We start from the raw sequence: 13,840 nt of genomic DNA, 5'->3' as shown, positions 1-13,840 counted from the left end.
CCGCCGCCCCCGTCGACGCCGCCGCCACCGGGGGTGATGCGCCGTGCGCGGTGGGTGGGCGACGGAAGGGGCCCGCGGTGGTACGGCCGGTTCCGGGCGGGTGGGCGGAGGCGTCCGTCAACGGGATGCCGCCGGGGTGCCGGTCCGAGCGGGCGCATACGGGCCGACCTGCGGATACGTGGCCGGACCGAGGGGGTCCGAAGTCGTCCCGGGAGGGGGTGGGGGGTGTGGCCGGGGCCCGGGGGAGGGGGCTCCCGCCGGTGCTCCGGCACGGTCCTTCGCGGGGCCCCGGAGCTGTGCCGGGAGCGCCGCCGGGGCGGCCCGGTGGGGTCCGGTCCGTCCGGGCCGTCCATTCTGGCCGGTATGCGAGGGTGGTCCGGACGGTCCGCTCGCCCTGTTTGGGCATATGCGGCCATCATGTGCCATGGTTGCCGGAGGCATATGACCCGCGGTGGTCGCGCACCCGCCGGGCTATCCGGAGCCGGTCGGCCGGGCCCGCCCGTGCCCGGGTGCCCGGACCGGGGCGGCGGTGCTTCGCGGTCACCCGCCGTCGCGGATGTACGTCACCCCGAACGCCCGCACCTGGCGGTACTCCTGGAGCCTCGTGGCGAGGTCGAAGGCGTCACCGGTGACGTACTGGAAGATGTCCAGCCCCCGGCCGAGCACGATCCGCCACCCCGTGTCGGTGACGACCGAGCGGTCGTGGATGGTCGCGGAGAACGAGACCTCCAGCCGGATGCCGGCCGCCGCCGCGCCCTCCCGCACCTTGAGCAGGAACTCGAGCTGCTTGCGGACCTTCTCCTCGCCGCCGGTGCTCTCCGAGGTGACGAGCGCGACCTCCACCTCGTCGGCGGCGTCCTTGGCGGTGGCGATCCCCTCCAGCAGCTCCATGAGGTTGCGGGCCTGGTGGAACTGGCGGATGTAGGGATCGGTGACGGTGATCCGCGCCGCGCCGCGCAGATACGGCACGAGGAGCGTGCCGAACGAGACGCCGCGCTGGTTCTCCTGGAACTCGCGGTGCCCCTCGAACAGCGGAGCCTCCCCGGGCGGCGCGGGCTCGCCGGGACTCCCGTTCCGGGCGGGCGGCACCGTGGCGGTGGCCACCGGCTCCCCGCTGGTGCCCGCGGCCTCCCCGGCGGTGTCCTCCGCCTCCGCGTCGGCGCTCCCGCCGGTGTCCGCGGGGCCGCCGTGGGAATCGGCGCGCCGCCCGGAGCGGTAGTACGCCGGGTACTCGTCCTCCTCCAGCGTGGAGACCGGATGCCAGGTCCCGCCGCCGTCCAGGTAGCCGAACCTGACGCCGGGCATCGTCGGGTCGATCCGCAGGATCTGGTCCTTGACGCGCCTGCGGCCCTCGATCGCGAACCGCAGGATCTCCTCGGTCTCCTGGAGCGAGGCCTCCCCGTGCGGGTGGAGGATCTTCATCATCCCGGAGAACGTCTTGTGGACCCCGTCGCGGTCGCGCGTCGAGATGTCCGGGGAGAGCGAGAGGCGGTGGCGCAGGTAGCGGTCGGAGAAGTCCTGGGAACGCATCGACTTGAGGACCTCGGCGATGTAGTCGACGACGAAGCCGTAGCCCCGCGAGAACATCTCGCCGCGGATGGTGTCCACCTCCCACCCGGGGAGGTAGCAGTGCAGCCGGTCCAGGTAGGCGGAGTCGTGGTAGCTCTCGGGCAGTTCGTCGAACAGGTCGGAGTGCTTGAGCATGTAGGGCACGGTGTGCGAGGTGTTGCCGACGAACACCATCGACGCCTCGGCGCCCAGCGTCTCCACGCCGCGGGAGAAGGACTTGTTCGCCATGTAGTTCTTGAGGATGTCCACGAGCGCCCGGTCGGCCCGCTTCTTCCGGCCCGCGAACTCGTCGAACGCCACGACGTCCCAGTAACCCACCAGGCCGAGCCGCCCGTTGGCGTTGTTGACGAACAGCTTCGGCACGGTGACCTCGCCGCCGGAGACCAGCATGCCGTGCGGCGAGAACTCCGAGTAGACGTGGGACTTCCCGGTGCCCTTGGGGCCCAGTTCGACGAGGTTGTAGTTGCGCTCGGCGAACGGGACGAGCCGGGCGAGCTGGAGGAGCTTGGCCCGCCTCCCGAACAGCGCGGGGTCGAACCCGACGGACTGCACCAGCAGGTCGATCCACTCGTCGGTGGTGAACTCGCGCCGGGCCGCCAGATAGCCGTCGAGGTCGAAGTTCGACAGCTGGATGGGCTTGATGGACCCGAGGATCCACGGCACGGCTCGCGGGTCGGAGCTGTGGAAGTACTCGATGTCGCAGATGCACCACACCCCGCCGACCAGCAGCTTCGGATGGGCCTTGACCGTGGCGGGCTCCACCCGCACGCCCTTGACGCCGAGGTTGGCGAACTCGGCCTCGTAGACGTCGTCCTTCTCGTTGAGCGTGACCGTGACCCTGTCGATGATCCGGTGCCGGCCCCGCTCCCGGATGGTGGACTTCACCAGTTCGGACTGGTTCCGGTGCACGTAGTGGTCGGCCAGGATCCTGCGCACCGTGTCGATGCCCGCCCGGATGGTGGCCTCGTCGTCGGAGGCCGCGTACTGCCCGAGCAGGTACTCCAGCACGTAGGACGGCACGATGGCGTTGCCCTTGACGGCCTTGACCAGGTCCTTGCGCACGACGGCGCCCGCGAAGAGCCGGTTGGCCTTCAGGTCCAGGGCGCTCCTGACCGGAGCGGCGCCGTCCGTGCCGCCGGCGCCGCCCGCGGCCGCCGCCGCGCCGGGACCCGTCCGGCCGGCCGGGGCCGCCTCGCTCACGTCACTCACTGCCGCACACCCTCCCTTAGAAGTCGAAGTCCGAGGCGAACGAGCGCTTGAGCGTGTACAGCGCCCGGCCGTGGACGCGCCACTGGTTCGTGTGGGGGATCTGCTCCTCCAGCCTGAACTCGACCGTCCGGTCGTTGTGCCGGTTCGCCTCCCGGCCGAGGAGCATGACGGCGCTCTGGTACCGGTCGCGCTTGTCGGCCGACTCCTGGTCGAACACCAGCCGGACCTGGTTGGAGATCAGGGTGTCACCGCAGTACAGACCGGCCCGCACGGTGCGCGGCTGGACCTTCGCGCTGACCGGCTCGCTCTGGAACAGCTTGACCACGAGCTGACCGGTGGTGATCTTGTCCGTCTCCGGGAGGATGTCGATGTTCACCGGCCTGGTGTCGCTCCGGCGCTTGCGGTTGACGGTGAGCACGGGCACCACGATCTCCTGGAGCGCCGCCCCGCCGTGGACGAACCGGGCGCCCGAGCCCCGGAGCCGCAGCCGGTGCACCGACTTGGGGATCTGCACCTCGAGGTCGCTGTCCAGCCCGAGCTGCGCCGGGGTGAACGTGTGGAACGCCGGGTCCTCCTTCAGCCCCGTGCCCAGGACGAAGCGCCGCGCCTGCACGGCGATCCGGTCGCCCTGGGGGGCGACGGACAGATGGCCCTCGTCGCCCGGGGCCGAGTCCTGGAAGAGGAAGCCGTGGTCGGCGGTGACCAGGATGTTGGTGGCGTCGGCGCTCGTCAGCCGCTTGATCAGGGCGACGAGTTCCCGCAGCGTCTCCTCCGCGGCCTCGAACACCTGCCGCTCGGTGCTCCGCTTGTCCCCGGTCGCGTCGATGCGGTTGTGGTAGACGTACAGGACCTGGTGGCGGCGGTACAGCTCGCGGACCTCGTCGCGGGTCATCCCGAGCAGGTCCTCGGCGGGCACCGCCGTGCCGCCCTCGTCGGCGAGGATCCTGCCGCGGTTCTCGCTGCCCGCGGTCGGCCGCCCGTCCACGTGGACCAGATCGCGCCGGCCGGTGTGCCCGAGCGTGGTGTGCGGCAGCAGCGCCGCCATCCCGAGCTGGGTGTAGCTCGGCAGCACGCCCAGGACGGCGTCCAGGGCCGCGTCGAACCGGTCCTCCTTGCGGACGCGCTCGCCCAGTTCCTCGGCGATCTCGTAGCGCAGGGCGTCGGAGACGATCACGACGGCCTTGCGCCGGCCGTCCCGGACGAGGGGGCGGACGTGGTCCGCGAAGAACGAGGTCTGGGGGCGCAGGACGGCGGAGCGCCACCGGCCGACCCCGTCGACGTGCCGCTGCCAGGCCGCGCCCAGGGGGTGCAGGAACCTGTTCGCGTAGAACCCCTCGACCTGCGCCCGCAGTTCCTCCAGCGGCCCGGCGTGCTCGGCGGCGCGCGCCGCGCGGGTGAACCGCCGGTAGAGCTGGTCGACGCGGAACCACTCGTGCCGGTAGCGGTCCAGTCCCTCGTCGAACGATCCCATCGACAGGTCGATCGAGCCGAGCGCGGTCAGCAGCTCGGAGGCGCTGCCGATCGCGGCGTACAGGTTGCGGTACCCCTCGATCCAGATGCTGCTCTGGCGGGCGCGGACGATCTCGGTGACCTCGCGGGCCGGGAGGGTGCGCTCGGCGACGGCCCGGGCGAGATCGCTGATGATCTTCCGGTCCACGTCCTCGAACAGGTCGTTGCCCACGAGGTCCGCCAGGGCCGCGTCCTCGATGGCGGCCGCGTGGTCCAGATCGCGGGCGGCCCGCCGGGCGAGGGTGCTCATCGCCCCCTGGCTGCGGACGTCGTAGCGCAGGCTGCCGAAGTCGAGCTGGATGTTCCGCAGTCCGCCGGGGTGCTCGGCGGCGAACCCGGCGACGGCCTGCCGGAACATCCACAGCACGAAGTCGTCGACGCCCGGCCGCTCCGACCGGTAGCCGTAGATCCTGGCGACGCCCCTCCAGTGGAACGCGTCCAGGCCGTGGTCGGCCAGGAGGCGGTACCCGGCGTCGTCGCCGGCGGCGTTCCCGACGAGCAGGGCGCGGGTGATCTCCAGCAGACTGTGCTCGCTCTGGCCCAGCAGCACCGCCGCCATCTTGGCGCGCAGCCGGTCGGCGTCGTCCCCGGGGTGGAGCAGCGCCCTGAGTCCCTGCACCCGCTTCGCGGCCCGGAAGAACCGCTCGTGCTCCCGCACCACCTCGCCGGTGCCCTCGTCGGTGAGCCCGAGCTCCTTGCGCGTCAGGGAGACCCGGTCCGCGGTGAACACCCCGTGGGCCAGCTCCAGGTCGAGCAGCCAGTTGTCGATCCCGGTGGGCACCGGGCCCCGCCGGTAGACGAGGAACTTCGCGGTGGGCTCCGCGCGCAGCAGCCGGTGCTTGACCGCGTACTCGTCGTTGGCGACCCGGACGACCTCGACGCCCTCCAGGCCGAGCGCGTCGAGGTCGGCGGCGTACTCGCCCTCCGGGTCGTGCCAGAACACCACCCGGCGCGTCTCGAACCGCCGCTCCAGGTGGGAGCGGACGGCGGACGCCTCACTCATGGCCCGCCTCCAGCCCGGGGATCCGCCGCAGGGCGGCGCCGAGCCTCGGGTAGTTGGCCCGCACCCCGTCGTCGAGGTCGAGCCGCACCTGCTGGGTGGCCAGCGGATACAGCACGTCGTGCTCGTAGGCGTCGAGTTCGAGCAGGACCTTGCGCAGCCGGTCGGTCTCCTTCTGGGCGGCGGCCCGCTCCCGGGCGGTGCCGGTCCCGGCGGCGATCCCCTCGTGGTGCCTGCGGCCCGCCTCCAGCTTCGCCCGGAACTCGCGCAGGTACTCGTTGAGCACGGTGGAGACGGTCGACGGCGTGTAGCGGTGGGCGTAGACGAGGGCGTTGAACGAGCCCTTGGGGCTGGAGAACATCCAGTAGACGGGGCGCTTGCGGTACCGCTGGACGTGGTCCTTGTAGAACGACTTCAGGAAGTAGTCGCGCAGGTCCCCCACGCCGAGCGACGCGGTGACGAAGCGCAGGTTCTCCTCGAAGTGCTCCTCGCCGAACGCGGTGCGCAGGAACCGGCGGAAGCGGGCGGCGATGTCGTCCTCGAACCAGTCGCCGCCGACGATCGGGATGACGTTGTCCTTCTCGGGCGGGAACGACGGCTCGGGCACCTTCGCCAGGTAGTCCTGGAGGGTGGCCCCCTGGTCCGCGAGGACCAGTCCGGGCACGTCGAGGCTGTAGCGGCCGAACATGCAGCCCACGGCGTAGGAGACGAGGTCGGCCAGCCACTCGGGGGCCCGCTTGCCCTCGGACTCCGTGGTGAAGTGGGTGAAGTCGGTCGCCGTGTCCGGCGGGGTGTAGCCGTACGTCCGGTTGAGGACGTCCTCGTTCTCCCGCTCCAGCTCCCGCGCCTCGGCCCCGAGGCCGGCCCACTCCTCGCGCAGGCCGTCCAGGAAAGCGGGGAGCGGGGCCCGGCCGTGCCGCGCGACGCGGTCGCCGAACCCGGTGAAGTCCCAGGAGGTCTCCGACGCGTCCCAGTCCGCGCGCGCGATCTCCACCAGCCGCCGCGCGTTGCGGACCAGGACCGCGGCGTCCGGTGCGGACGGCTCGGCGAAGGGGATCTTCGCGAGGTCGCCGACCTGGATCGTCGTCGAGGGGTTCAGCGCCGCGGTGAACTCGTGGGTGACCCTGCTGTTGAGCAGCGCGAGGACGATCTCGGACGGGACGCCGTCGGGGAAGCCCGAGGACCCCTTCACGTCGAAGAGGAACCCGGCGGGGGAGTGGCGGGCGGCGAAGCCGGAGGTGGAGATGTCCGACCAGGTCACGCCGGGCCGGAAGTACCACTCCTCGTTGGAGATCTTCCAGCTCAGGTTGTCGGGCGAGAGCTGGGGGTAGGCCGCGAGGGTGGCGGCCTTGATGTCGCGCCCGTCGTCGAACCAGTCGACGACGAAGTCCTGGTTGCCGTACCAGCGCCGGAGCCCGCCGCCCTTGTGGTACGGGAACCAGCGGCGCCCGGAGGCCACGGCCGCGTCCGCGCTCTCGCAGCCGCGGCCGATGCCGCCGTGGGAGACCTCGTACCAGCGCCGGAGGAAGCGCTCGTTGTCGCCCGTCCGCATGCCGATCTTCGGCCGGAGCGCGGTCCTGAGGGCGACGGGCAGGGCGAAGGCCGCCGCCAGCGCGTCGTCCAGCCAGTAGGCGAGCGGGGCGCCGGGCAGCGAGAGGAAGAAGCCGGACGACCGCTGGAAGGTCCGCGAGGCGTCCCGTCCCGCGGCGGCGTCCCGCAGGGCCGTGTCCTTGGCGGCCTCCGTCCCCTCGGCGGTCAGGCGGACGAAGGTCCCGGCCCGGTCCGCGGCGCCGCCCGCCTCCACCACGAAGGCCGCCGTCGACACGACCTCGCCGTTGATCGCCCCGAAGGCCCGTGTGCCGAGGTGGGCGAAGGCGGTGGGCCGGTTGGCCGCCAGCAGCTCCTTGCGCATCGCCTCGTAGGCGCTCAGGAACATCCACGTCTGCATGGTGACCATGGCGACCGAGCCGCGCGGCGCGACGAGCTGGAAGGCGCGCTCGATGAACATCGCGTACAGGTCGTGCCGGGTGCGGGGGAAGACCCGCTTGGCGAAGGCGGTCAGCTCCGGACCGAAGCTCCGGGCGCCCATGTAGGGCGGGTTGGCCACGACCACGGTGTACTGCCGCAGCAGGGCCTCGGCCTGGGCGACGACACGCCGGGCCCGCTCGACCACGTCCTGGCTCATCAGGTCGTCGCCGTCGGGGACACCGCTCGCGAGGTGGGCGGCGAGCCGCGCCGTCAGCTTCTCGTCGGGACGGATCAGCGAGCCCAGCACGTCCGCGTGGGCGAACTGGTTCCAGAACGCCTCCTCGGCCGCGCGCGGCCCCTCGGCGGTGAGGAGGAGGTCGAGTTCCTGCCGGGTGAAGGAGTGGGGTTCGAGGACGCGGATGCCCGGCTCGATCCCCTTGGCGAAGAAGGTGCGCTGGCGGGCGCGGCCCTTCATCGAGAGCGCGAACGCGGCCAGCGCGCCGGCCCGGGGGTCGATCTCGGTCCCGTGGAGGTTGTGGGTCAGGATGAGCCCGGGGATGTCGGAGGGCGCGTAGCCCTCCTCCTCGTAGATGGCGTACAGCAGGTCGAACGCGTAGGTCAGCAGGTGGCCGGAGCCGCACGCGGGGTCGATGATCCGCAGTTCCTCGGGGCCGCCGATCCTCGGGTGGTCGCCCTGCTCGCCGTCCGGGGCGATGTAGTGCTCCATCCGGTCCGCGAGCCGGGAGTCGGGCCGGTTGAGCAGCCAGATCCGCCCGAGGGAGTTCTCGACGAGGTGGCGGACGATCCAGTGCGGGGTGAAGAGCTGGGTGGCGGCGGGGATCTCGGCGGCGCCGGCCTTCCTCTTCCGCTTGAACCCGGCGAAGACCTCGTCCTTCCGCTCGGAGATGTAGAACTGGTAGAGCCAGCCGATGACCTCGACGTCCTCGCAGACCTCGGGGGTCAGCACGGCGGCGGCGCGGGCGAGCACCGAGTCGTCCGCGAGGAGGTTCGCGGGGATGAGCAGCTCGGTGTAGTCGCCCTCGCGCTCGAACATGAACGGCATCGAGCGGTTCCAGTGGCGGCAGTACTCCGCGAGCAGCAGCGCGTACGCCTCGCCCTGCGGGTCGTCGCTGCGGCGGGTGCCGTCGAGCAGGTCCGTGACGGTCCGGGCGGCGAGCGGGCCGACGACCGCGTCGTCGAGGCTTCCGCGCTTGGCCTCGGCGAGGATCTCCGGCTGGCCCGCCGCGCCGTCCCGGCCGGGCGAGACGACGCCGACGCCGGTGTAGCCCCTGGCGTCCATGAACCGCAGGGCGACGACGCGGTTGAACCAGGTGTAGGCGACCCGGTCGGCGACGGCGGCGCGGCCCCTCTCGCCGCCGCCGGCCGCGGCGACGGCCCTCTCCAGTGCCGCGACGGTGCCCCGCCGCTCCACCCGCTCCGGCGAGGCGGGGGCGAGGACGACCGCGACGCGTGCCGCCACCTCGCGGATGAGGGCGGAACGCGCCCAGGTGGCGAAGGACTTGAGCGGGGCGGTTTCCATCAGAGGGCGATTCGCTTTCCGTCGTCGAGCGTGGACAGCAGGGCGCCGCGGAGCGCGTCGAGGTAGCGCTCGACGTCCTCGGCCGTCTCCAGCACCCCGTGGGCGCCGGGCACGGAGACCGTCCTGACCGAGACGGTCCGCCGGGCGGGCGCGGGCGGCGCGCCGCCGGTCCCGTCGCCGCCGGTGTCCGCGGGGCGGGCGGCGGCCAGCCGGTCGAGCAGTTCGGGGTAGGTCTTCTCGTCGAAGCCGTTGCCCGTCTCGCGGACCAGGGCGATCTGCGTCTCCCGCGCCAGGCGCAGCAGGACGCCGTCGATCTCGTCCGTGACCCGCTGCCGGGCCTCCTCGGTGGCCGCCGCGTAGGAGGGCCCGGCCAGCAGTTCGTCCCGGCGGGCCTCGACCGCGGCGGTCACCGCGGCGCGGCCGGCCGCGAGGGTCCCGTCGATCAGGTCGCCGAGCGCCTGCGCGGCCTGCTTGAGCCGGGCCATGCGGTTGCCGCGGAACGCGTCGGGGTCCGCCAGCAGCCGCCGGACGTCGGCGTCGCTGCCCGGGGGCAGATAGCCGAGGTTGGTGGCGTTGGCGGCGAGCAGCGCGGCGGCCTCGTCGTAGATGACCCGCTGGGCGCCGTTGAGGAACGACTGGACCGGGTCGATCACGGAGTCCTTGGCGTCGAGCAGTTCGTCGCCGAGCCCGAAGCCGGTCAGGTACCACTCGTGGGGCTGGTCGACGACCTGTTCGAGCAGGGCGAGGGGCTCCGCCAGCCGCTCGGTGAAGGGGTAGGCCGCCGGGTCCCGCCGGGCCCGCAGCTCGTCGAGCAGGGCGCGCAGCCGCTCGCCGCCGTGCCGGGCGAGCTCCAGGGGGTCCTTCGGCGCGGACGCCTCGTCGAAGAACTCGCCGCAGAAGGCGCGGAACGCCGCGACCCGCCGCTCGTCGAAGACCTTCTGCGGGGTGAGCAGCGCGTGGGCGTGCTTCTGGGTGTTGCGCAGCACCGGCGCGACCTCGGTGCGCTTGAGCGTGTTGCCGTCGACGAGGACGGTGAGCTTCGAGGTGCCGACCAGCCGGGCCACGACGGCCTCGATGCTGGCGAGGTCCCAGCCGTAGGGCTTGGTCTGGAAGGCGGCCACCACCGACCTGACGGTCACCTGCTCGCCGAGCCGGTCGCGCCGCACCACGTACGAGAGGATCTCGTCGGCCGGGGCGGCGAGCCGGGACAGCGCCTCGTCGTCGAAGAGGCCGGCCGCGTCGGGGTCGGCGAACGGGGCGATCTGCTGCTCGCCGTAGGTCGCCCCGCCGAGCAGGCCGAGCTGGGTGTAGGTGCGGCCGACGAGGTCCTGGAAGCCGTCGCTGACCCGGGTCAGGGCGTCCCGGGACGCGGAGGCCACCTCGGCGGCGTTGATCACCAGCGTCGCCCTGCCGACCGCCTGGCCGACGCGGTCGGCGAGCTCCCGCTCCCGGTCGACGTTCTGGGCGGCCCGGGAGTTCAGGATCTGGGTCTCGACCGCGGTGAGCGAGGTCGTCTGCTTGCGCCTGGTGTACTTCTCGGTCTTGATCAGGAGCCGCAGGTCGGACAGGACGCGCTCGTCGGGGTCCAGGACGACGCGCAGCTCGTCCTTCCCGGCGCTGTGCATCCGGGTCTCCTCCGGACCGAAGGGGTACTCGGGGGTGATGAAGTGGACGGACAGCTCGTGCTGCTTGCCGTGCACCTGGTCGTCGAGCCGGTAGCCGAAGGTGAAGTCCTGCCCGTTCCGGGCGTAGCGCAGCCGGTTGGTGCGGATGACCTCGCCGGACAGGATCCGGAACAGCCGGGCGGAGACCTCGGAGGCGTCGATGTCGACGTTCTTGATCTCCTCCTCGATGATCTGCTCCTCGTTGCTGAGGTACTCGTAGACGGTGCCGTTGCGCTGGACGTAGGTCTGGGCCTCCAGGACCGCCAGCGCCTCCTGCACCTGCCGGGAGAGGACGGGCAGGTCGAGCCCGAACCGGTCGTGGACCAGGACGGTCAGGTTGCGCGGGGTCGCCTGGAACCCCTCCACGTACTTGACCAGGAACAGGGCCTTCAGCAGGCGCACGGCCAGCTCGTCGGGGAGGTTGCGCTCCGCGACGTCGATCGAGCGCTGGGCGGCCGACTTCAGCGAGGCGCGGATGCCGGAGAACATGCGGTCGAAGGTGGCGAGGGTGCCGACCTCGGCGTCGCCGACGTCCTTGGCGACCTGCTGCACCACGCCGAGCATGGAGCGCTCGCCGACCGAGCTGTTGCGCCCCTCGAACACGTTGTGGTCCGACAGGCCCTCTATCGCGGCCTGGAACAGCGGGAACTGGTAGCTGACGAACGGGTACGTGCCGGTGAAGTGCGCCTCGTCGGTGTAGTTGCGGTAGGTCTTCGCGCCGTCGGCGAAGTCGAAGAGGGTCTTGAAGTCCGCGTGCCGCTCCGCGTGGATCCGGGCCAGGGCGGCCCGGCCCGCGTCGTTCTTCTCCAGCAGCCGCTTGCGGATGACCTCCTCGACGTCGGCGCTGGTGAGCTTCACCCGGGTCCGGAACCGCGCCTGGATCTTGGAGAAGTCGTTGCCCTGCTGCCGGGTGCGGTCGCCGACGACCTTGTCCATGTCCTCCTGGGAGGTGACGAACACCCAGGCCCGTCCCCGGCACTTGGTGTTCAGGGACTCGGCGATCGTCTGGAGGTTGAGCATCAGATGGGTGCTGGACCCGATGAACTGGCCGACCTCGTCCACGAAGAAGTTCAGCCGGAAGCCCTCGCCCTGACGGTCGACCCAGGCCGCCACCTCGTGGGCGAAGTCCTCGATCGAGACCCCGTACTCCTTGCGGTACTTGGTCAGGATGTCGGTCGGCGTCCCCTCGCCCCCGCCGCTGATCTCGGCGTAGGCCCTGGCCACGTTGGCCTCCTCAAGGACGCCCTCCTCGCGGCCGTGGGTCCAGTCGCGGCCCGCGATCCGCGCGTACGCCTCCTTGAAGGCGCCGTACTGCCCGCGGTTGTCCAGGTCCCGCTCGAAGCGGGCCACATGGCCCTGGTTGCCGTAGTAGCCGCAGCTCTCGTCGAAGACCTTGACGAACACCTTCAGCAGGGCGTCGCCCTGGTCCTTGGTGATCAGCGTGGCCTTCTGGTCGATGTTGAACAGCAGGCTCTTCGCCGGGACGCGGGCGGCCCGGTCCAGCAGGGCCGGGAGGAACGCGCCCTGCGCCTTGGCCCGGAAGCTCTCCGAGACCCGCTCGCGCGGGAACTCGCGGCCGTCGACGTCGCCGAGCAGATGCGCGAGCATCTTCAGCAGGTGGGACTTTCCGGAGCCGAAGAAGCCCGAGATCCACACCCCGTTGGCGTTGGTGTAGTCCGTGTACGCCTCCAGCAGGAGTTCGAGCCCCTTGGCCGCCTCGTTGGTCAGGACGTACTCGTCCACCTCGGTGCCCAGGTGCGCGGTGTCATCGGCCTTGATGACGCCCTCGATCGGACGCTGGACGTCCTTGGCGAAGATCTCGTTCAGCTTCAATCCGGTCACGCCTCCTGCTCCAGGATGTTCTTGGCCCGGTAGTACTGGTCGTCCGTGAGCCGCCCGAAGAGCACCAGCGACGAGCCCAGGGTGTCGGACTGCCGGTAGTGGCCCGGGAAGAACAGCAGCATCGGCCGGCCGGTCACGACGCTCTGCAGGTTGTTCAGGACGTTGTGCGAGCGGATGTACGGGAAGACCTCGCCGATGCCGGTGAGGAAGAGGACGTCGAAGTCGTCCCCGGCGAGCCGGGCCCGGACGGCGGGCGCGAGGTGGTCCTGGGGATCGAGCATCCCCTGGAGCAGCTCGCGGAAGTCGGCCTTGTCCTGCCCGGGTTCCAGGGCGAGCAGCCGGTCCCAGACCCCGCGCTCGGTGAGCAGCTCCACCGACAGGTCGTAGAGGTCGATCTCGCGGACCGTGATCCCCTTGTTGGCCAGCCGGTTCCTGACGCGCCTGCGGGCGCCCGCGACCGCGAGGGCGTCCTCGGGGTCGTAGGGGTAGAGGAAGAAGGGGACCTCGTTGCTCAGGCCCTCCATCCGCAGGAACCGCTCGCCGCTGAGCACCTGGAACAGGTGCTCCTCCTGCTCGGACAGTTCGGTCGGTGTCACCGCTGGGCCCTTCCGGTGGCGTCGTCGGGGGTCGGGAAGAACCGCAGGTCGCCCGGGGGCCGCGCGGACAGGGCGGCGGCGACGCGGCCCGACGGCACGGCCCGCAGGAGCCGCCCGTCCGCGAGCAGGCCGGCCTCGGCCAGCATCAGGAACAGGTTCGAGCGCAGCTTGCGCAGGGTCGCCCCGCTGACCTCGGCCAGCTCGGGGTGCCACAGCGTCCTGCCCCGTACGAAGGCGTCGAAGTCCTCGTGCCCGAGGGACGGCGTCAGCAGCAGGAACCGCTCGCGCACCACCTCCTCGGCGAACTCGCCGATCAGGGCGTAGCGGCGGCAGGCGGCGGCCCACAGCAGGTGCGCGCGCTCGGTCGCGGTGGCCCCGGTCAGCAGCTCCAGCTCACCGTCGGTGAGCACGGAGAGCCGCTGGGCGACCTCGCGGGCGGAGCGCCGGCCGGACGCGACGGTGCGGGCCTGGAGCAGGTTGTCCCGCTCGATCGCCGCGCGCGTGCGCGGCCAGTCGCGCTCGCGGAGGTACAGCGGGGCGGCGACCAGGGCCTCGCGCATGAGGAGGGCGCCACTGGTGAACGAGAGCGCGTAGCGGGGCGCGGGGGCGGTCCCTTCCGCCACGGGGCGTCTCCTTCCGGGTCGGGTCGGTCATTCAGGATACGGCGGGCCGGACCCGTCCCGGACGGCGGCCGTGCGGCCCCTCGCCTCCCCCGGACGGGCACGCCCCCGCCCGTCCCCGGCGGCGGTCCGCCGCCGACGAGTGTAGGCCGACCGGCCCACGGGGAGCGGGGGCGGAGGCCGCCCCTGGGGTCCGGGTCCGGACCTCGCCGTCCGGGCATGGCGGGCGCCTCGGGAGGCCGGGAGGCCGCGGGCCCTCCGTCGGCCGGGTCCGTCGGCCCGGTCCGCCGACCGGGTGCGGGGGCCGGACCGCGGAGCCGGGG

General features: G+C 72.1%; 6 protein-coding genes. All 6 read right to left on the bottom strand.

Annotated elements, in window-relative coordinates:
• Positions 1 to 540 precede the first annotated feature (540 nt).
• The 6 genes from brxL to ACZ7LB_RS06455 are packed head-to-tail and all read right to left on the bottom strand — an operon-like array spanning position 541 to position 13,520.
• Positions 541 to 2,778: a BREX system Lon protease-like protein BrxL gene (brxL, locus tag ACZ7LB_RS06480; protein ID WP_471465685.1), complete on the bottom strand. Its 2,238-nt coding sequence runs from the start codon at positions 2,776 to 2,778 to the stop codon at positions 541 to 543.
• Between the two features lie 16 nt (positions 2,779 to 2,794).
• Positions 2,795 to 5,290, bottom strand: a complete 2,496-nt coding sequence (pglZ, locus tag ACZ7LB_RS06475; protein ID WP_471465684.1) for a BREX-1 system phosphatase PglZ type A — start codon at positions 5,288 to 5,290, stop codon at positions 2,795 to 2,797.
• Complete coding sequence (pglX, locus tag ACZ7LB_RS06470; RefSeq protein WP_471465683.1) at positions 5,283 to 8,795, bottom strand: BREX-1 system adenine-specific DNA-methyltransferase PglX; 3,513 nt, start codon at positions 8,793 to 8,795, stop codon at positions 5,283 to 5,285. The genes pglZ and pglX overlap by 8 nt, the downstream gene beginning before the upstream one ends.
• A complete protein-coding gene (brxC, locus tag ACZ7LB_RS06465; protein ID WP_471465682.1) occupies positions 8,795 to 12,301 on the bottom strand; it encodes a BREX system P-loop protein BrxC in 3,507 nt (1,168 codons plus the stop codon). Before brxC ends, pglX begins: the two co-directional genes overlap by 1 nt.
• Entirely contained in the window at positions 12,298 to 12,897 is a 600-nt protein-coding gene (locus tag ACZ7LB_RS06460) for a DUF1788 domain-containing protein (RefSeq protein WP_365206239.1), read from the bottom strand. The genes brxC and ACZ7LB_RS06460 overlap by 4 nt, the downstream gene beginning before the upstream one ends.
• Positions 12,894 to 13,520: a DUF1819 family protein gene (locus tag ACZ7LB_RS06455; protein ID WP_471465681.1), complete on the bottom strand. Its 627-nt coding sequence runs from the start codon at positions 13,518 to 13,520 to the stop codon at positions 12,894 to 12,896. Before ACZ7LB_RS06455 ends, ACZ7LB_RS06460 begins: the two co-directional genes overlap by 4 nt.
• Positions 13,521 to 13,840: the final 320 nt, after the last annotated feature.

Source organism: Streptomyces sp. NPDC107521 (genome assembly GCF_055598485.1).
This window is presented reverse-complemented; position numbering and strand designations above follow the sequence as displayed.